The sequence below is a fragment of the Picosynechococcus sp. NKBG15041c genome, assembly GCF_055380235.1.
Genome location: NZ_AP040363.1, coordinates 1,462,687 through 1,481,882, shown reverse-complemented (window position 1 = coordinate 1,481,882; position 19,196 = coordinate 1,462,687). Strand labels below are relative to the sequence as shown.

The 19,196-nt window shown below is 49.9% G+C and carries 17 protein-coding genes; 5 read left to right on the top strand and 12 right to left on the bottom strand.

The window, feature by feature from the left end:
* Nucleotides 1-23: 23 nt before the first annotated feature.
* Nucleotides 24-1,556, bottom strand: a complete 1,533-nt coding sequence (locus tag ACZ45B_RS07180; protein ID WP_024545565.1) for a bifunctional aminoglycoside phosphotransferase/ATP-binding protein — start codon at nucleotides 1,554-1,556, stop codon at nucleotides 24-26.
* A 215-nt stretch (nucleotides 1,557-1,771) separates the two neighbouring features.
* Between ACZ45B_RS07180 and ald the strand changes: the two genes are divergently transcribed.
* On the top strand, nucleotides 1,772-2,860 hold the full coding sequence (gene ald, locus ACZ45B_RS07175; RefSeq protein ID WP_024545566.1) for an alanine dehydrogenase: 1,089 nt from the start codon (nucleotides 1,772-1,774) through the stop codon (nucleotides 2,858-2,860).
* A gap of 17 nt (nucleotides 2,861-2,877) precedes the next feature.
* Here the strand turns inward: ald and ACZ45B_RS07170 are convergent, their stop codons facing one another.
* The 3 genes from ACZ45B_RS07170 to fabI all read right to left on the bottom strand — a co-directional run bounded on the left by ACZ45B_RS07170 (nucleotide 2,878) and on the right by fabI (nucleotide 5,815).
* On the bottom strand, nucleotides 2,878-3,843 hold the full coding sequence (locus ACZ45B_RS07170; RefSeq protein WP_024545567.1) for a tyrosine-type recombinase/integrase: 966 nt from the start codon (nucleotides 3,841-3,843) through the stop codon (nucleotides 2,878-2,880).
* Between the two features lie 223 nt (nucleotides 3,844-4,066).
* On the bottom strand, nucleotides 4,067-4,957 hold the full coding sequence (gene rsmH, locus ACZ45B_RS07165; RefSeq protein WP_024545568.1) for a 16S rRNA (cytosine(1402)-N(4))-methyltransferase RsmH: 891 nt from the start codon (nucleotides 4,955-4,957) through the stop codon (nucleotides 4,067-4,069).
* A gap of 81 nt (nucleotides 4,958-5,038) precedes the next feature.
* Entirely contained in the window at nucleotides 5,039-5,815 is a 777-nt protein-coding gene (gene fabI / locus ACZ45B_RS07160; protein ID WP_024545569.1) for an enoyl-ACP reductase FabI, read from the bottom strand.
* Nucleotides 5,816-6,094: 279 nt separating this feature from the next.
* Here fabI and ntcA point away from each other — a divergent pair, with 279 nt between their 5' ends.
* Genes ntcA through ruvX form a run of 3 tightly spaced genes read left to right on the top strand, consistent with a single transcriptional unit; the run spans nucleotide 6,095 to nucleotide 8,672 of the window.
* Nucleotides 6,095-6,820, top strand: coding sequence for a global nitrogen regulator NtcA (gene ntcA, locus ACZ45B_RS07155; RefSeq protein WP_236612430.1), 726 nt, complete (start codon nucleotides 6,095-6,097; stop codon nucleotides 6,818-6,820).
* Nucleotides 6,821-6,871: 51 nt separating this feature from the next.
* Nucleotides 6,872-8,242 carry a DUF3084 domain-containing protein gene (locus ACZ45B_RS07150; RefSeq protein WP_024545571.1) on the top strand — a complete coding sequence of 457 codons (1,371 nt, stop codon included), beginning with the start codon at nucleotides 6,872-6,874 and terminating at the stop codon, nucleotides 8,240-8,242.
* A 22-nt stretch (nucleotides 8,243-8,264) separates the two neighbouring features.
* Complete coding sequence (gene ruvX / locus ACZ45B_RS07145) at nucleotides 8,265-8,672, top strand: Holliday junction resolvase RuvX (RefSeq protein ID WP_024545572.1); 408 nt, start codon at nucleotides 8,265-8,267, stop codon at nucleotides 8,670-8,672.
* Between the two features lie 21 nt (nucleotides 8,673-8,693).
* On the opposite strand, the gene ACZ45B_RS07140 is transcribed toward ruvX, so the two are convergent.
* The 8 genes from ACZ45B_RS07140 to ACZ45B_RS07105 form a co-directional block, all read right to left on the bottom strand.
* Entirely contained in the window at nucleotides 8,694-9,095 is a 402-nt protein-coding gene (locus ACZ45B_RS07140) for a response regulator (protein WP_024545573.1), read from the bottom strand.
* 48 nt (nucleotides 9,096-9,143) lie between these two features.
* Nucleotides 9,144-11,777 (bottom strand): alanine--tRNA ligase, encoded by a 2,634-nt coding sequence (gene alaS / locus ACZ45B_RS07135; RefSeq protein ID WP_024545574.1) that lies wholly within the window; start codon nucleotides 11,775-11,777, stop codon nucleotides 9,144-9,146.
* A 133-nt stretch (nucleotides 11,778-11,910) separates the two neighbouring features.
* Nucleotides 11,911-12,387, bottom strand: coding sequence for a nuclear transport factor 2 family protein (locus ACZ45B_RS07130; protein WP_024545575.1), 477 nt, complete (start codon nucleotides 12,385-12,387; stop codon nucleotides 11,911-11,913).
* A gap of 103 nt (nucleotides 12,388-12,490) precedes the next feature.
* Nucleotides 12,491-12,934 carry a cyanase gene (gene cynS / locus ACZ45B_RS07125; protein WP_024545576.1) on the bottom strand — a complete coding sequence of 148 codons (444 nt, stop codon included), beginning with the start codon at nucleotides 12,932-12,934 and terminating at the stop codon, nucleotides 12,491-12,493.
* An 80-nt stretch (nucleotides 12,935-13,014) separates the two neighbouring features.
* Nucleotides 13,015-13,908: an ABC transporter ATP-binding protein gene (locus ACZ45B_RS07120; protein ID WP_024545577.1), complete on the bottom strand. Its 894-nt coding sequence runs from the start codon at nucleotides 13,906-13,908 to the stop codon at nucleotides 13,015-13,017.
* A complete protein-coding gene (gene ntrB, locus ACZ45B_RS07115) occupies nucleotides 13,908-14,747 on the bottom strand; it encodes a nitrate ABC transporter permease (RefSeq protein WP_024545578.1) in 840 nt (279 codons plus the stop codon). The genes ACZ45B_RS07120 and ntrB overlap by 1 nt, the downstream gene beginning before the upstream one ends.
* 17 nt (nucleotides 14,748-14,764) lie before the next feature.
* The gene (locus tag ACZ45B_RS07110; protein ID WP_024545579.1) at nucleotides 14,765-16,396 is read right to left on the bottom strand and encodes an ABC transporter substrate-binding protein; all 1,632 of its coding nucleotides are present in this window, start codon (nucleotides 16,394-16,396) and stop codon (nucleotides 14,765-14,767) included.
* 240 nt (nucleotides 16,397-16,636) lie between these two features.
* The gene (locus ACZ45B_RS07105) at nucleotides 16,637-17,479 is read right to left on the bottom strand and encodes a response regulator transcription factor (protein ID WP_024545580.1); all 843 of its coding nucleotides are present in this window, start codon (nucleotides 17,477-17,479) and stop codon (nucleotides 16,637-16,639) included.
* Nucleotides 17,480-17,828: 349 nt separating this feature from the next.
* Here ACZ45B_RS07105 and ACZ45B_RS07100 point away from each other — a divergent pair, with 349 nt between their 5' ends.
* Entirely contained in the window at nucleotides 17,829-19,109 is a 1,281-nt protein-coding gene (locus ACZ45B_RS07100; protein ID WP_024545581.1) for a PAS domain-containing sensor histidine kinase, read from the top strand.
* The last annotated feature ends 87 nt before the right edge of the window (nucleotides 19,110-19,196 follow it).

Sequence of the window (19,196 nt, the reverse complement as noted above, 5' to 3'; positions counted from 1 at the left end):
ATAATGCTGCAACTGATGAGGTTTTAGAGTTGCTGGGCGATCGCCTCGGGGCTTTGGGTGGTATCTAGGGTTTTCACAAAAGCCATTTCCTCAGAGGTAAAGGGCTCAAAATCTTGCTGTTGGACCGCAAGCAAATCCGCCGTCGCATCGGAAATATCAGCGGTGCGAGCTGTTACCCGCTGAGCCAAAACGGGCAGGGGCGCTTGGCAGTGGAGAATTTGACAAGGGATACCAGCAGTGGCGCAGGCATTAATTACATTTTTACGCTGGACAACTTTGTCATACTTGGCATCGAGGATCACCGTAAAGCCCTGTTTAGCTAACAGTAAACCCAGCGCCTGGAGGCGGTCATAGGTCTGCTCGGTCATCGCAGCGCTGTAGAGCGTTTCATCTCCTTTTTCGTCAAGGGGGAGACCCGCTAAATGTTTGCGCACCGCATCGGAGCGAATTTGAATCCCATCCCAGCGCCGCGCCCCAGCCTGGGCCACCGTAGACTTTCCAGAGCCGGACAAACCGCACATCAGAATCACTTTTCCCTGGGGCCGCTGGGTATATTGCCAAGCCAGTTCGTAATATTCATTGGCCGTTTGAGCTGCTGCTGCCTTGGCATCGGGGGCGATCGCCTGGTCATCCAAAAGAAAAGATGTCACCTTTGCGCGCACATAGGCCTGGCGACTGAGATAGAGGGGCAGCACCTGGAGCCCTTCCCAATCGCCAGTACGTTCGACATAGGTATTGAGGAAGGCATTTCCCAGTGCTCCAGCACCCCGGGCATCGAGGTCCATCACCGTAAAGGCGACATCGTACATCGTATCGACGAAGCGGAAAGGCTCATTGAATTCGATGCGGTCAAAGAGCTGGATCTTGTCCTGCCAGAGGCAAATATTACGCAGATGAAGATCGCCGTGGCATTCTTTAATCTTTTTGTCCTGGCGGCGCTGGGCAAAAATGTCTTCCCGGCTCCCAAAGAAATTATCCGTAAAGGCTTTGGTTTGCTCGAAGCGGCCTGTCGTCTGCACTGGGCCAATATATTTTTCGGTCTGGGCGTAATTTTCGTCGATCGCCTGGCGAATTTTTGCGATTTCCCCAAAGCTGAGAATGTAGTCGTTGGTGATGGCGCTCTGATGGAAATTCGCCACGGCTTCCCCCAATTGCACCATGTGGGCTTCGGTGAGCGTACCGGCCGCAAACATCTCACTCAAGAGATTTTCCTGGGGAAACTGGCGCATTTTAACTGCATATTCCACCACTTCCCCTGCCCCGTTAAAGGCATAGGTTTGACCGTCGTAGGTAATGGGCAGCACATCTAGGTAAAGATCGGGGGTGAGGGCGCGATTGAGCTCCAGTTCCACCTCACAGAAATGTTGGCGCTGGGAGAGAGTCGAAAAATCAAGGAAGCCAAAATTCACGGCTTTTTTCAATTTGTAGGCATAGTCCCCAGTCAAAAAAACGTAGGATACATGGGTCTGTACCAGGGCGATCGCCCCATTGGTGTCGTGGGGATAAATATCTGGTTTTTGGAGGGTGGCAATCAGGGCAGTGATGGAATGGGCCATGGATTTTTTCTATCAATAGGGAGTGAAGTTTATTGTGCCATTTTGCTCAAATGCACCCCCAAAAACTTTTAGACAAGCATATTTGTCTAAGTTAATTTTGTTTTTTAAAGCCGCTGTCCGGGTAATCTTTGATGAAATCTAAGGTGCTGACAGGACGGCCTAAAAGCTTTTAAATTGAATGGACATCTCTCCCCATGCCAACAGCGAGGCTTTCTATGAAAATCGGTGTTCCCAAGGAAATCAAGGACCAAGAATTTCGGGTCGGGTTGTCGCCGAGTAGTGTGCAGGTGCTTGTGAATGCTGGCCACCAAGTTTTTATCGAAACCAATGCCGGGCTCGGGTCTGGCTTTACCGATGGGGCATACCAGCAGACTGGGGCAACCATTGTCTCTAGCGCCGCGATCGCCTGGGAGCAGGAACTAATCGTCAAGGTCAAAGAACCCCTCCCGACGGAATATCCGTTTTTGCAGGCCGGCAAAATTTTGTTTACCTATCTCCATCTCGCCGCTGACCGTCAGTTAACTGCCCAGTTAATTCAATCGGGCATTACGGCGATCGCCTACGAAACCATCACCGACGGTAAGGGCAATTTACCGCTCCTGGCACCGATGAGTGTCATCGCTGGTCGCTTGGCGGTGCAATTTGGGAGCCGCTACCTCGAAAAACAACAGGGAGGCCGGGGTGTTTTGTTGGGCGGTGTACCTGGGGTTGCACCGGGTCGGGTGATGATCCTCGGGGGTGGCAGTGTGGGCACAGAGGCCGCAAAAATGGCGGTGGGTTTAGGAGCCCAGGTGCAAATTCTCGATATCAATGTCGATCGCCTAAGCTATCTAGAAACCCTCTTTGGCTCACGGGTAGAGCTCCTCTACAGTACCCCCAGCCAGATCCAACAGTGGCTCCCCTTCGCAGATCTCGTCATTGGGGCGGTGTTATTACCAGGTAAGCGAGCACCGCTTTTGGTGTCTAGGGAGGCGATCAAAACCATGAAACCCGGCTCAGTGATTATTGACGTGGCCGTCGATCAGGGGGGCTGCATCGAAACCCTCCGGCCCACCTCCCACAGTCAGCCCACCTATGTAGAAGAAGGGGTGATTCATTTTGGGGTGCCGAATATGCCTGGGGCCGTACCCTGGACTGCCTCCCAAGCCCTCAATAACAGCACCTTGCCCTATACCCTCCAGCTGGCCAACCAGGGCATCGGTGCCATTAAACAAAATCCGGCGATCGCCCAGGGGTTGAACGTAGCGGAACGGCGTTTAATTCATCCGGCAGTGCGGGAAGTGTTTCCAGATTTAGCTGACTAAATTTGCCCCGTGCACGTCTAAATTAAGCCCGCCAGCAGGTCGGTAATTTCCCCCTGTACATCCCGGCGGTTGTCATCGTAAATCATCAAGGTGTTGAGATCCGCGTGGCGGGAAAATTTTTGCACCTTGCGCACATCACCGTTGGTGGCATCCAGGGCCGCCGTAATTCCGGCATGTCGAATGCGGTGGGGTGATAAAACTTTTTGCACCCCTGCGGCTCTGGCCGTACTGCGCACGAGCTGATAGATGGCTGTGCCCGTTAAACGATGGCCTTGGTGAGCGCGATCTAGGGCCACAAAAAGCGGCTGGTTTTTTTCTTTGGGGCCAGGGCGCACTGTTAACCAGCTTTCCAGGGCTGTGACCGTGGCTCGGGAGAGGGTAATCTGCTCTTTCTGATTGCCTTTCCCTTTGCCTAAAATGTCAAGCGATCGCCGTTCTAGATCTAGATCACCTAAATTCGTTTGGACAACTTCGTTACGCCGCAGGGCATTATCCCAAAGCAGCCTTAAAATGGCGTAGTCTCGTTTGCCCTTTGTGGTGCTTTGGTCGGGCATTTTTAAAATTTGTCTATATATATTTTGTGAAACGCCTGTGGTATCTCGATAATGGATGACCTTTTCTCCCCGAATCCCATCTAGGGTATAGCGGCACTGACCCAACTGATTGGCTAAGCGCACGAGGGCTTTGAGGGCGGCGAGGCGGCGGTTAATGGTGGCTTCCTTGAGGCAACGGACATCCCGCAGATGATTTTTGTAGCGCAGAACCAGGGCCAAAGCTTGGGGTTGCTCTAGTTTAAGCAGTGCCTCAATCAGAATTGGGGTCGGTTCATTGGCATCAGCGACAAAGCGGAAAAAGTCGCGGATATCTTTTTTATAAGCGCGCCAGGTATGGGGAGATTTTTGATTTTCGAGAAGCTGGCTCAGGATATCAGGATTGTCTGTAGGGACTGAAAATGGGCTCGGTTGGGCCAAGGATGTTTCCATAAATACCATGCTCTCAAATACTTGTGTTATCTAGGTTTTAGAACACAAGCTTACGATAATCATACTTTTCGTAAGCTTATTTTAGCAGGCTTTTCCTGAGGGCGATCGCCTGTTGATATCACCCTAAAACAGCGGGGTTAACGTTAACCGGTGAATTCCGAACAAAGGGAGGACTTTCTCCCAGGTTGCATCGGGAGAATAACAGATGATTCTTTTGTCGCTATTAAACTGAACTGCTCTGCTCGATGAGATTTGCTTTCAATTCTGCAAAGCGCAACTTCGCTGACCGAGCCCGGGGATTTTGATCGATTTCCGCTTCACTGGCAATAATTGGTTTTTTGGTCAAGACGCGCCAAATCTCTCGCTGCCGAAAGGCATTTTTGACCAGGCGATCTTCGAGGCTATGGAAACTGATAATTCCTAATCTCCCCTCTGACTTTAACCATTGGGGCGCTTGGGCGAGGAGATATTGCAAAGCATCTAGCTCACCATTAACGGCAATGCGTAAAGCTTGAAACACCCGGGTTGCCGGATGAATTCTGCCTTTCCGACTTTTCGGTGGATAGCAATAAAAAATGATTTCTTCGAGCTCTTTTGTGGTGTGGAGGGGGCGGCGCTCTATAATCTTGCGGGCAATACGGCGAGAAAAACGCTCTTCGCCATATTCATAAAAAAGATTGGCAAGACTTGTTTCATCATCGTGGTTAATAATGTCCGCCGCCGTCAGGGTCTGCTGCTGGTCCATACGCATATCTAAAGGGGCATCAAAGCGAAAACTAAAGCCGCGATCGCCTTGGTCAAACTGCACCGAGCTCACCCCGAGATCAGCGATAATCCCGTCAAATTTTTCTCCCTGAGGCTGAAACTCACCAAAATTTGACCGCACTGCCCGGAAGCGATCGCCAAATTCTTTTAACCGTTCTGAGGCGGCGGCGATCGCCTGACCATCCCGGTCTACCCCAGTGACCCGCACATCTTCACCCTGCTGCAAAATCAGTGCCGTGTGGCCACCACCGCCCAGGGTCACATCTAAATAATGCCCCCCCGGTTTCACCCCTAACCCCGCCACCAATTCTTCCCGCAGTACCGAAACATGCACAAAATCTTCAGGCATGATGATTTCACCCAATAAAAAAACAAAATCCCCCTAGCACTGAGGGGGAACCCAAAGGACGCGGACCCGAAAGCTAGGCCATTACATTCCCATAATTTCGTAGCCAGAATCCACATAGAGCACTTGGCCCGTAATCCCACTGGAAAGATCACTGCAGAGGAACGCCGCCGCATTACCCACTTCTTTTTGGGTTACCGTCCGTCGTAGGGGAGCCGTTGCCTCCACATGGTGAATCATATCGAGGATGCCGCCCACTGCCGAAGAAGCCAAGGTGCGGATTGGGCCTGCAGAAATAGCGTTCACCCGGATATTACTGGGGCCAAGATCGGCGGCGAGATAACGCACACTCATTTCCAACGCAGACTTAGCCACACCCATCACATTGTAGTTGGGGATGACTTTCACCCCCCCTAAATAAGTCAGGGTCACGATCGCCCCCCCTTCGGTCATCACTGTTTTTGCGCCCCGAGCCAAACGGGTCAGGGAATAGGCACTAATATCGAGGGCCGTATTAAAACCATCCCGAGAAGTATCACTAAAATCACCAGTCAAATCTTCTCGGTTCGCAAAAGCAAGACAGTGAATGAGAATATCGAGTTTGCCCCAATCTTTTTGAATTGTCTCAAATACTTGATCCACCTGGGCATCATCCTGCACATTGCAGGGGAGGAAAAGACTCGGGTTCAGTGGGGCAACCAATTCACCCACTTTTTTCTCAAAACGGCCCTTATCATCGGGGAGGTAGGTAACGCCGATATTTGCTCCAGCGGCGTGCAATTGTTGGGCGATGCCCCAGGCAATGGATTTATTATTTGCAATCCCCGTCACCAGGGCATTTTTTCCAGTTAAATCAAGCATATGGGTTCCCAAAAGGTATAAAAATTCGAGCCAGGCAGACAGCGCTTATCATCTTCGCCTGCCGCTGGCCTCTGTGCAAATGGCTGCTTTAGGGCAAATCACGGGAAATTTTAGAAAATTACGCGAGACTGACCCAGAAATCCATAATTATTTTGAAGCAAAAAGTACAAAATACTATACCAGGATAAGATTTAGTTTAAGGGGAATGCTTATGGTCTCTGCACACTGAGCACGGATGTTGTACCCACCTTGGTGAAAAAACCTTGCCCAACAGAATCTATGTATAACCCCGATTTCAACCAACCTCCTTTTTCTGCCAATCCTGTGTCTGAATCACCTGCAACTCAAGTTACGGATCTTGCGACGGCATTTCGTCAGTTTCATAGCGGCCCTTTCCCGCCTGTGGTGGAAAATTACGACCGGGGCAAAACAATTTTCTTCCCAGGCGATCCAGCGGAGCGGGTTTACTTTCTCCTCAAGGGGGCGGTGCGACTATCACGGGTTTATGAGGCTGGGGAAGAAATTACGGTAGCACTCCTACGGGAAAATAGTGTGTTTGGGGTGCTATCGCTGTTGACGGGGCAAAAGTCAGACCGGTTTTACCATGCGGTGGCTTTTACGCCAGTGGAATTGTTGTCGGCCCCCATTGAGCAGGTACAGAAGGCTTTGAATGAGCACCCTGAGCTGGCGATGTTGATGCTCAAGGGACTATCGTCGCGAATTTTGCAGACGGAGATGATGATCGAAACCCTGGCTCACCGGGATATGGGTTCACGCTTGGTCAGTTTCTTGTTGATTCTCTGTCGGGATTTTGGGGTGCCGACCGATGAAGGGATTCGCATTGACCTCAAGTTGTCGCACCAGGCGATCGCCGAGGCGATTGGCTCAACCAGGGTAACAGTGACACGCCTTTTGGGGGAACTCCGGGAGGAGAACATGATTTCGATCTACAAAAAGAAAATTACTGTCCATGATCCGGTAAACCTGAGCCAACAGTTCGCTTAACGTTACAGTAGATGGGTGGTACTTTTGGGTTTAGATATCGCCTGGTGTTAAATGACTAGTGCTTTTGTACTAATATTTTCGGTGCTCATTTTGGGGGGCATTTTGGCGGCATTGGGCGATCGCCTGGGGAGCAAGGTCGGCAAAGCGCGGTTGACGCTGTTTAATCTGCGGCCAAAACAGACGGCGGTAGTGGTGACAGTGATGACGGGAACCGTGATCGCAGCAAGCACCCTGGGACTGTTGTTTGGCTTAAGCAAATCCTTGCGCCAAGGGGTTTTTCAGTTGGATGAAATTTTGGCCCAGCGGCGTCAAGAATTGTTGGATGTGACGGCGGAAAAGGAACAAATTGAACAGGAGTTGGCAACCGCTCGCAGCGATCGCCTCGAAGCAGAACAGGAGCTCCAAGAAATTGAAGGAAGATTTGCAGAGGCCCAGACCCAACTAGAGCGGTTTCGGAGCCAAGCCGCAGATCTCCAAGCAGATATCACCGCCCTCACCACGGAGCAAAGAACGCTCCGGGAACAGCGCGATCGCCTCCAAACCCAGAGTGAATCTCTCCGGGCTCAATTAAATCGTCAAAATACAGTAATTGAGGAACGTTCTCAGCAAATCGTCGCCCTGGAAAATCAACAGAGTCAGCTCCAAGCAGAGATCAATGACCGCGATAATCGCATTGCTCAACTAGACCAGTCGATCGCCCAAAAAGATCAAATTCTCACGGGGCTAGAAGGTCAAATTGGCACCCTCGAAGAACAGGTCAACATTCTCGAAGCCAGTTATATCAACTTCCGGAGTGGCAATGTTGCTCTTACAACGGGTCAAGTGCTCGCCTTTGGGGTGGTGCGCATCCTCGACCCCAGCGCCGCCAACCAAGCGATTGACCAGCTCCTCCGGGAGGCCAATCGTAACGCGGTCATGGCCACTGGCGGCACCAACCCTGATTTCGAGGCCCGGGTGGCCCAAATCACCAATGCCCAAGTCGAGCAACTCTTGGACCAAATTGCCGATGGCCGCGATTATGTGGTGCGTCTTCTGTCGGCAGGGAACTATCTCCAGGGGGAAGCGGCCGTGCAGGTGTTTGCCGATGCCGTGCTGAATGAGCAGATTTTCCGGGAGGGGGAAGTGATCGCCACATTATCCCTAGAAGAATTGAGTTTACAAAATCCCAATGCCGCCCGTCGTCCTGTGGACTTTCTCTTGGGTGCGGCCCAGTTTCGGGCTCGTCGTGCAGGGATTCTGGGGGATATCCAGGTCGAAGATGGCAATGTTAGTCGCATTATCAGTTTTGCAGAGGCCATCAATAGTTCCCCTGAGCCCATTACTGAGATTCGGGCGATCGCCACAGAAAATACCTTTACGGCGGGGCCGCTCCGGTTAGAATTAATCGCTTTTAGTAACGGTAGAATCGTGATTAGAAGCTAGAAAAAGAGAGCAGAGAAACGCAATGACCGTTTACTTGGGGTTTGACCCGGGCCGCGATAAATGTGGGGTCGCCGTAATGGATGACCAGGGGCAACTTTTTACCCACGCGGTTATCCCTGCTGCTGCGGCGATCGCGACCGTCTCCCAATGGTGCAACACCTACAATGTTTCCCAGGTGGTCATGGGCAATCAAACCACCGCCCAACAGTGGCAGGCTCAATTAACGGCCGCCCTTCCGCCGCAACTGTCGGTCACCTTAGTTAATGAACGCAATAGCACCCTTGAAGCCCGCGACCGCTATTGGCAGATGTATCCCCCCAATTTGTTCCAAAGATTAATTCCTGAGGGTCTGCGTTTGCCGCCCCGCCCCATCGATGACCTAGTGGCAATTCTCTTGATCGAACGCCACCTTGAAATGATCCAAGCCTGAGCTTGGCTGGCGGGGAATTATTTATGGCCGCAAAAACCCCTGCATCAACTGAAGGAGAGCCTTTAAGCGCACTGGCTTGCTGACATATTCATCGGCCCCTGCCTGGAGACACCGTTCGCGATCGCCTTTCATCGCTAAAGCGGTCAAGGCAATGATCGGCGTTGTGGCGATCGCCGGATCTTGACGAATCCGGGCGATCGCCTCTAGGCCATCCATTTCCGGCATTTGAATATCCATCAAAATTAAATCCGGTTGCTGCTGGCGAGCCATTGCCACCCCTTCCCGACCGTTCATCGCCACCAAGACTGCATAACCCTTCGCCTGAAGATAATCCACTATCGTTGTGATGTTGGAGAGATTATCTTCCACCAGGAGAATCGTTGCCTGGGTAGGGGATATCTGGGCAGGATCGGGCACTGTCATTGTCTATTCAACGAGTGAGCTATGGGGGGGGTGACCAGGAAGTGCCTCCTAGCGGAGAGCCTCCTGGAGTTGCTGCTTGGCGGTGCTCAGGGCTTCGGGTAACTGGCTGGCATCCCGCCCTCCGGCCTGGGCCAAGTTCGGGCGACCACCACCGCCACCACCACAGAGTTTGGCAATGCCACCGATGAACTTACCGGCTTGCAGTTGTTTACCTTTGTAGATGCTCTCACTAAAGGCGGCCACCAGGGAAACTTTCCCCTCTTCTGGCACCGAAGCTAGAACCACAGCCGCTTCGCCAAGTTTTTGCTGTAAGCGTTCGGCCGCCGTCTGGAGGGCTTTGGCATCAAGATCGCCCATGTTTGCCACGAGGATCTTGAATGCGCCAACGGTTTCGGCCTGGCTAACGAGGGCTTCGGACCTGGCGATCGCCAATTCACCTTTAACTTTTTCCAGTTCCTTTTGGGTGTTGCGCAGTTCTGCTTGGATATTTTCCACCCGTTCCGTGATTTCCTCGGGCTTGGCTTTAAATTTATCACCGAGCTCTTTCACCACTTGATCGCGCACCTTGAGGTATTCCAATACCGCTGGGCCAGCAACGGCCTCAATGCGACGGATGCCCGAAGAGATACCTGTTTCAGAAATAATTTTAAATAGACCAATTTCGGCGGTATTTTTCACGTGGGTGCCACCACAGAGCTCCATCGATACCCCAGGGAAATCCACGACCCGCACTTCTGCGCCGTATTTTTCCCCGAACATCGCCACGGCTCCCTTGGCCTTGGCTTCGGCGATCGGCATGGTTGCCACCTGGCCATCATGGGCCTCGGCGATCCAGGTATTGATCTGTGTTTCAATTTGGGTCAGTTCCTCGGCAGTGAGGCCCCGGGGACAATTGAAGTCAAACCGCAGGCGATCGAAATCCACCAGGGAACCTGCCTGAGAAATACCTTCATCCACAATATTTTTCAAAGCTGCCTGGAGCAAGTGGGTGGCCGTATGGTTTGCTTGGGCGCGACGGCGACAGGCCCGGTCGATGGTGGCAGTGGCCGTTTCCCCGACCGTCAAGCTGCCCCGCTCCACTTTGCCATAGTGGACAAAAAAGCCTGATTCTTTTTGCACATCGTTGATGCGGACGACGAGATTATCCCCAGAGAAATAACCGCGATCGCCAATTTGTCCCCCAGATTCGGCATAGAAGGGGGTTTGATCACAAATGAGTTGCACTTCGGCCCCGGCTTCGGCCGTTTCGACGCGATGACCTGCCACCAAAACCGCTTCAATTTTCACTTGGGATTGCAGGGCTGCGTAACCGACGAAGGCTGTTGGGTGGATCTGTTCGGCCAATTCATCGAGGCTACCTTGGACGGTGAGATCGATGGTTTCGTGGGCAGCTTTGGAGCGTTCCTGCTGCTTTTTCATTTCCGCTTTATATCCCACTTCATCAACAGTTAAACCACTCTCTTCGGCGATCTCCTGGGTCAGTTCAAAGGGGAAACCAAAGGTATCAAACAAGGTAAAAGCATCTACCCCAGAAATTTGTTTTTCTTCCTTGGCAATAATGTCTGCGAGAAGCTTCTCACCCCGCTCTAGGGTCTTGAGGAAATTGTTTTCTTCCCGTTCGAGTTCCTGCTTAATAAACGTAGCGCGATCGCGGGTATTGGGATAGGCCACTTCAGACAGTTGAATTGCTGTTTCGGCGACTTGGTTAATGAAATTTCCTTCAATGCCAATCAGGCGACCATGACGCACGACCCGCCGGATTAAACGCCGCAACACGTAACCACGATCGGTATTGGAAGCAGTAATACCATCGGCAATCATGTGGACAACGGAACGCACATGGTCACCAATGACTTTTAAAGAAATCTTCGTTTTTTCGTCAGATTTTTCATAGTGGATTCCTGCTAATTTAGCGGCGGTTTCTACGATCGGAAAAATCAGATCTGTTTCGTAATTGTTGGGCACTTGCTGGAGGATCTGGGCCATCCGTTCTAGGCCCATTCCAGTATCAATATTCTGCTTGGCAAGGGGTGTTAAATGGCCCTCTGCGTCGCGGTTATATTGCATGAACACGAGATTGTAATATTCAATGAAACGTGTGTCATCTTCAAGGTCAATATTGTCATCCCCTAGTTCTGGTTTGAAGTCGTAGTACAGCTCTGAACAGGGACCACAGGGCCCGGTGGGGCCGGACACCCAAAAGTTATCCTCTTCGCCCATGCGGATAATGCGCTTCGGATTGACCCCCACCTTGTCACGCCAGAGTTCAAAGGCTTCGTCATCTTCACGGAACACACTGACGACGATATTTTTCGGGTCAATTTTAAAAACCTTTGTGGATAGTTCCCAGGCCCAGGCGATCGCCTGCTCTTTGAAATAATCTCCAAAGCTAAAATTCCCCAACATCTCAAAAAACGTATGGTGGCGCGCGGTGCGGCCCACATTCTCGATGTCATTGGTGCGGATACATTTCTGAGAAGTGGTGGCCCGGGGGGCGGGGGGTTCCTGCTGTCCGAGGAAAATTGGCTTAAACGGTAACATCCCCGCAATGGTCAAAAGCACTGTGGGGTCTTCCGGCACAAGGGAAGCACTGGGAAGAATGGGGTGTTGCCGCTGGTTGAAAAACTCTAAAAATTTCGACCGGATTTCACTTCCGCTCAGGACAGGAGGCACACTAGACATAGGATTTTCAGGAAGATTCTTGCTTTACAAACTTTACTGCATCTATTGTGACATTTCGGCGACTTGTAACAGGTTGAAGCTTCAAAAAAAGAGCAGCAAAATCTACTTAGCAAGGGTGGAAAAACCAAGCATTTTAGACAGGCGAATTGATCAAACCAGGGTGATCTAGGGGGCGATCGCCTGGGGCATCCCAGAAAAATCGCCGTTCCGATTCGGCAATGGGCTTATCGTTAATGCTCGCTTCCCGCCGCCGCATCAAACCATTTTCCGCAAATTCCCAATTTTCATTACCATAGGCGCGATACCACTGGCCTGCATCATCCTGCCATTCGTACTGAAAACGCACCGAAATTCGGTTATCGCCATAGGCCCACATCTCTTTGACGAGGCGATAGTTTAATTCTTTGTCCCACTTGCGCCGCAGAAATTCGCGAATAACGTCACGACCTTGGAAGATCTCAGCCCGATTTCGCCAAAAACTATCTTCGGTGTAGGCCATAGAAACCCGCTCTGGATCGCGGCTATTCCAAGCATTTTCGGCCATTCTCACCTTGGCGATCGCCGTTTCTCTCGTAAAAGGGGGTACTAACTTCTGTGCTGGGGTGGTCATTTTCTTAATTCTCCAAAATCTTGTTCTACAAAAGAGCTGTCGGTCTAAATACCAACAGCCCAAACAAACGCCTTGATTGCCTACAGCTCAGTTGCTGCCCGTCTTACCATTTTTTGTAGGGCAAAAACTTACCGCACATGATCACTTTGACGCGATCGCCTTTCGGATCCTCGACTTTTTCCACATCGAGAGTGAAATCAATCGCGCTCATGATCCCATCGCCGAACTTATCGTGGATCACCGCCTTCATGGGCATCCCATAAACCTGCATAATTTCATAGAAACGGTAAATCAGTGGGTCGGTCGGAATCACGGGTTCGAGGGAACCCTTCACCGGATATTCCGTGAGCGCTTCAATTAAAGCTTCATCCGCCCCGAGCGCTTGGACAATCTTTGTGGCTTCTTCCACCGAAGCACTGGCCTGGCCATACAGAACCGCCGCAATCCAGACCTCATCGCAACCAACTTTTGCTTCTAGATCGGCGAAGCTCAAACCCGCTGCTTTTTTCGCGGCCAACAACTTTTCGGTCACTGTAGAAATTGCCATGGAATTATTCCTCTCTTAATGGTGATAAATGGTGTGAGTGTGTAAAGTTTTGCAAAGGCGATCGCCTGCATCAGGTGAAGTTAAGCGCCAATTCTGGCCGCCTCAACCGCCCTCGTTTCCCGAGATAAATGGCGCTCCATTTCCACCTTCAGATCGTGGTAAGCCGGATACTGATCCAACTCCTCACGGTTGCGAGGCCGGGGGAAAGGCACCTCCAAAATTTCGTCCACCCGCGCCGCTGGCCCCCGAGTCATCATAATGATCCGGTCAGACAGCAACAGTGCTTCATCAATACTGTGGGTAATCATGATCACCGTTTTCCGTTCCCGCTCCCAGATGCGCTCGATCTCATCCTGCAAGAACCCACGGGTCAAAGCATCCAGTGCCCCAAACGGCTCATCCATCAGCAAAATTTGTGGATTAATCGCCAAGGCCCGGGCAATTCCCACCCGTTGCTTCATCCCCCCAGAAATTTGATGGGGATACTTCTTCTCGGCCCCCGTCAAACCCACGAGCTGAATGTGCTCCTTGATCGTGCGTTTGATTTGCTGCTTCGGCATCTGTGGATAAACCGTTTCCACCGCAAAATAGAGATTATCCTCCACCGTCATCCAGGGCATCAGCGCATAACTTTGGAACACCATGCCCCGGTCTGGCCCCGGCCCCGTAATTGGCATCCCATTGAGGCGAATCTCACCGGAGGTCACAGAAGACAGCCCCGCAATCATCGATAGCAATGTCGATTTCCCACAACCAGAAGGGCCAATGATGGAGACAAAGGTATTCGGCTCAATATCTAGGCTAATATCCTCGATCGCCACATAATCCCTTGGTTTTTTCCCGGTCACCTTACCCAACAAACTTTGTTGACCATGGAAGACCTTTGTGACATTGCGAATCGACAATTGCGCCGTATCCGAAAAAGTATCTTCTGGTGTGAGGGGAGTTACATAATTCACAGGAGTAACACTCATTATTTACGACCAAATACAACAAACTTTTCGACAGCCGCAAAGCAACTATCCAGGATTAAACCAACCAGGCCAATGATGAAAATCGCCACCAAAATATTCGGAATATAGAGGTTATTCCATTCATTCCAGATGAAATAGCCCAGGCCAGTGCCCAACAGCATTTCCGCTGCTACAATCACCAACCAGGCAATCCCCATACTGATGCGTAATCCTGCGAGAATATTTGGCAGAGCCGCTGGAATAATGACCTTAAAAATTGTGCGAAAACGCGAGGCACCTAAGGTTTTCGCCACATCGAGATATTCTTTACTGACATTGGCAACCCCAAAGGAAGTGTTGATCAGCGTCGGCCAAATACTCGAAATAAAAATAATAAAGATCCCCGTTTGTTCCGAATCCCGCAGGATATAAAGTCCCAGGGGCAACCAGGCCAAGGGAGAAATCGGCTTGAGAAGTTGGATGTAAGGATTAAACCCCATCCTCGCCGCCGGAGAAATCCCAATTAAGATCCCCAGGGGAACAGCGACTAAAGATGCCGCAATATAACCGATCGCCACCCGTCGCAGGCTGATGAGAAGGTTCCAGCCAATGCCGAGGTCATTCGGCCCATTATCAAAAAAAGGATTGGTAATCCACCACCATAATTCTTTAATCGTCGTCGAAGCGGTAGGCATACCCTTCGCAAATAGCTCCATCCGGGCACCAATTTCCCAGAGGGCAAGAAACAGAATGAGGGAAGCAATAAATAAACATGCAGCCCGGACATTTGCATTCTGAAAAAAAGACTCTTTTGGTCTACTGTAAATTGATTTTGGTAAAGGTTTACTACTAACAGCCATCGGATCTTTCTCCTTACTTAAACGCCATATTCTTCAATTTGTCGTTCGACATAGGCGGCAGGATCCGCAGGGTCGAAGGTGTCGAATTTTAAGGTTTCTTCCCGATAAATCTCACTGGGCGCCTCTTGACCTAATTCCGTCGCCAGTTCCCGGGCGAGATCCGTCAAGAAAATGTCGGTGCCCACGGTGTCATAGCCCGTTTCAGGGATAATCTGCGGTGCTAAACCATCCCCTTGGAGATCCCAACGCACCAGTTGGGAAGAAATCCAATTGGCAAAACTCTGCCAAGGGTAAGGTTCAAAGCCAATCCGGTCGGGCACATTGAGGGTGTTACCATTACCGTCTTCAAAGTTGCCTGTGAGGACCGCTTCGACCACCTCAACGGGTTGATTTAAAAATGCCCGCTCGGAAATTGCTCTGGCGATCTCGGGTCGGTTTGCGGGGTTCTGTGCATAGCCAGCAGCTTCAATGATCGATTTATTCAAAGCACGGAAGGTATTGGGATTGGCTTCGATCCACTGGTCACTGGCAGCAAAGGCGCAACAGGGGTGTCCTGGCCAAATCTCTTTGGTGAGCATATGGATAAAGCCAGCCCCTTCATAGACAGCCCGTTGGTTAAAGGGATCGGGCATGAGATAGGCGTCAATGTCTCCGGCTATCAACTGGGCAATACTGTCTGGCGGGGGCACAGGACGGATTTGGACATCCACATCAGGATTGAGACCGCCCGTCGCGAGATAGTAACGCAACAGTAGGTTGTGCATCGAATAAGGGAAGGGCACACCAATGGTAAAGCCTTTAAAATCGGCTGGCCCATTCACCTGGCCTTTATAACGTTCGGCAACGGTGATCGCCTGACCATTCACATTTTCGATGCTGGCGAGTTTCACCCCAAAGGCGGCGGAGCCTAAACCGAGGGTCATGGCGATGGGCATGGGGGCAAGCATATGGTAGGCGTCCAATTCCCCGGCGATCGCCGAATCTCTAACCGCCCCCCAGCTGGGCATTTTGACTACCTTGGCGTTAAAACCGTACTTTTCATAGAAGCCCAAAGGCTCAGACATGATGATCGGTGTAGCACAGGTGATCGGGATAAAACCAATTTGAAGATCTGTTTTTTCGAGGTTGCTGGGGACATCTGCGCCAGTGGGAGCGTCTTCCGCCGGAGGTGTTTGACCGGTGCCACAGCTAGCTAAGCTGACCAATGCCGCCCCCACAGCCATGTTTCGTAAAAATTCCCGGCGGGTTTGCCGACTGTTGCGAATAGCATCTCCAAAGAATAGACCAGCCTGGGGGCCAAAGGCCGCAGCAAATGCATTTTCTAATCCACCCGCCTGTTGACATAAAGCTAAAATCAACTTTTCCCGTTGGGGATCATCACGGCCAACACGCTTCAGAAATAGGGCTTTTCTGAGCTCATAGGCATTGACACCTTCCGCTGCCCGTAATTGATTTTCTTTATAAATCCCCATTTTGACGAGATCGTCTACTAGATCTAGGGGATCTTGGGGCATGGTTTGCATAAACTGCCAATGGTCATTACCTGCGTGATATTTTCCGCAAGTGCTGCAGAGAGATTGCAAGTTAGAATGCCTACCGGCAGATTGTCCTAATCCCTGGAGAGTGTGCTGTGCTGAAATCAAAGTCATAATCCGCGCCTACTAAAAAATCGACAGATGTAACTAAAGGAATCTGCAGTTACTATCGCGCCTTGAATTTCTACGAAAACCGCTTCAAGATGCCCAACATATTAACAGTCGAATTTAGAATGACCTATGGATTTTTTTAAGATAAAAATGATGTTTTTTAATGATTTTTTTGGAGATCTACCCCAAAAAATTGTTTTTGTTAAATTAGCTACAGAAGCATCAGTGGGCGATTGATATCTTCTAGTGTTTTTCAGAAAGTCGCATGGGTTTTTCTGTAACGCTCACTACTTTTTTGCGCCATCCCAGGGGCGTCTTTTGGTGAATTTTTTGGAACTGACTTGTAAAATAACCGGGGTCAGGATAGCCGCAACAATTTGCGATTTCTCGAACGGTTCTTGCTGTTGTGCGTAAGAGCCTTCTCGCCTGCACCATGCGGCGAGCGATGATCCATTGCTTTATGGTTTGTCCTGTTTCTTTTTTGACTAAGTTGCTCAAATAAGTGGGAGAATAACCAACTTCTTTGGCGATATCTTCTAGCCTAAGGGTCTGGTTATAATTCATTTCAATAAAGTGAAAAACAGGGGCTAAATGTTCACTTTCTGGAAAACTAAAGTCGTATTCTTCGGAAGAGATTGAATTAAGACCTTGGTGCTGTTGCGACAGAATAGCGAGGTTGTGAACCTGGCTAGATTGGCATTCTAAAATGGCTTGGTGACGTTGCAAACGCACAGCAATAACATCGAGTAACTGATCTACAGTACAGGGCTTCGTGAGATAATCGTCGGCTCCCAGTTGCATCCCCTGGCGCAACTCAGGCATGGTGACTTTCGCTGTTAGAAAAATAAAAGGTGTTCCTTTGGTTTGGGGCGATCGCCTTAATTTTGCTAAGACAGAATAGCCGTCCATATCGGGCATCAAAATATCACAAATGATTAAATCAGGCCGTTCCTCTAGGGCCAGTTGAATCCCATCTAAGGCATTGCTGGCAGCACAGGTTTTATAGCCTTCAAATTCTAAACATTTAAGAAAAACATTACGGGTTTGTGCTTCATCATCAATAATTAGAATTTTGGTTGGTGTCATTGCTCGATATTTTTAGTCCTACTGCACCTTGATAGGCTATCTTCAGAATTATTAATGCTTTACTTGTATTCTGAAAATAGCGATAAGTCGCAATCTAGGGCTGTTTGGTTAGGAAATTATATTTTTTTGCTTGTCTTATGAATATCTGATATGTGATTGATCAAATGTAATTAAATATACGAAACAAAAGTGAATCGTTGTTGTTCGATAAAATGTAAGCCCTAGCTTTAAAGGCTCCCTTGAACACCATAAGAATGAAGGCATGATGCTTCTTTACTTTAAGAATTCGTTATTTTTTAAAGCAACATAATTCAGTTGAACGCTTTAGGCGATCGCATTTTTACAAAGCATGACGACCGATAGCCCCTTGACTCTGCCCATTAATCACCCCGTTGCCATGATGGCCACCGAAAAAAAAGACCATTCCCTTGCTCAGCCTGTCGAACAGGAGCTAAGTCAACTCCGCCGCCAGCATCAGCTGATTCTCAATGCCGTTGGGGAAGGGGTTTATGGTCTGGATTTAGAGGGTAATGTCACCTTTGTGAATCCGGCAGCAGCACAAATGATTGATTGGCCCCTAGAGGAACTCGTGGGCAAATCGATGCATGCTGTGCTCCACCATTCCCACGCCGATGGCAGCGCCTATCCCCGGGAGGCCTGCCCGATTTATGCCGCCTTGAAAGATGGCAGTACCCATCGGGTGATGACCGAGGTATTTTGGCGCAAAGATGGTAGCCATTTCCCGGTGGAATATATCAGTACGCCGATGCGTGATGAAGCAGGCACATTGATTGGAGCGGTCGTCACTTTCCGGGACATTAGCCAGCGGCGTTGGGCCGAAAAGGTACTAGAGCAGACCAATGAAGATTTGGAGCTAAAAATTCAGGAACGGACCCAGAAGCTGCGGCAGGCCAATCAGCAGCTCAAGGAATTAAACGAAATGCGATCGCGCTTTATTGCGATGGTCTGCCATGAATTTCGCAATCCTCTAAATAATATTACCCTCTCGATTTCTTCTCTAAAACGTTATAACGAACATCTGTCTCCTGAGGAGAAGGCAGATTATTTGGCGAATATCAACGGAAACGTTGAGCGCATGACCCAAATTATTGATGATATTTTGGTGCTCGGCCGCATTGAAGCCAAAGTTTTAGAGGTGAACTTAGAAACAATCGATATTGTGGATTTTTGCCGCAATTTACTCACGGAGGGAGAATTTGTCCGTGCAATCAATCCCATCCAATTTATCTGTTCTAGTCGTCAAATTTTGGCAGAAATCGATGAACGTTTGCTCCGCTCAATTCTCAGCAATCTATTAATTAATGCGATTCACTATACTGCCGAAACTGAGGCGATCGCCCTCAGGGTGCGCAAGTGGAAAAATACTGTGATTATCAAAGTAGAAGATCAGGGAATTGGGATCACCAGAAAAGATAAAAAATATCTGTTTGAACCCTTCCATCGTGGCTGCAATGTTAGTAATATCCCCGGTACTGGGCTCGGTTTGAGCATTGTTAAACAATCGGTTGATCTCTTGGGGGGGAGCATTCATCTTGCAAGTCAGGTGAATCGTGGTACTGCATTTACGGTGCGCCTACCACTTTGTGCCGCCCAGTCAGACCCAATCTGAGCGATTTCAAAATCAAAAGGCGATCGCCCCAGTTCCCTTAAGATTTCTGAAAGGCGATCGCCTGATATTCATAATTTTTGCAATAGC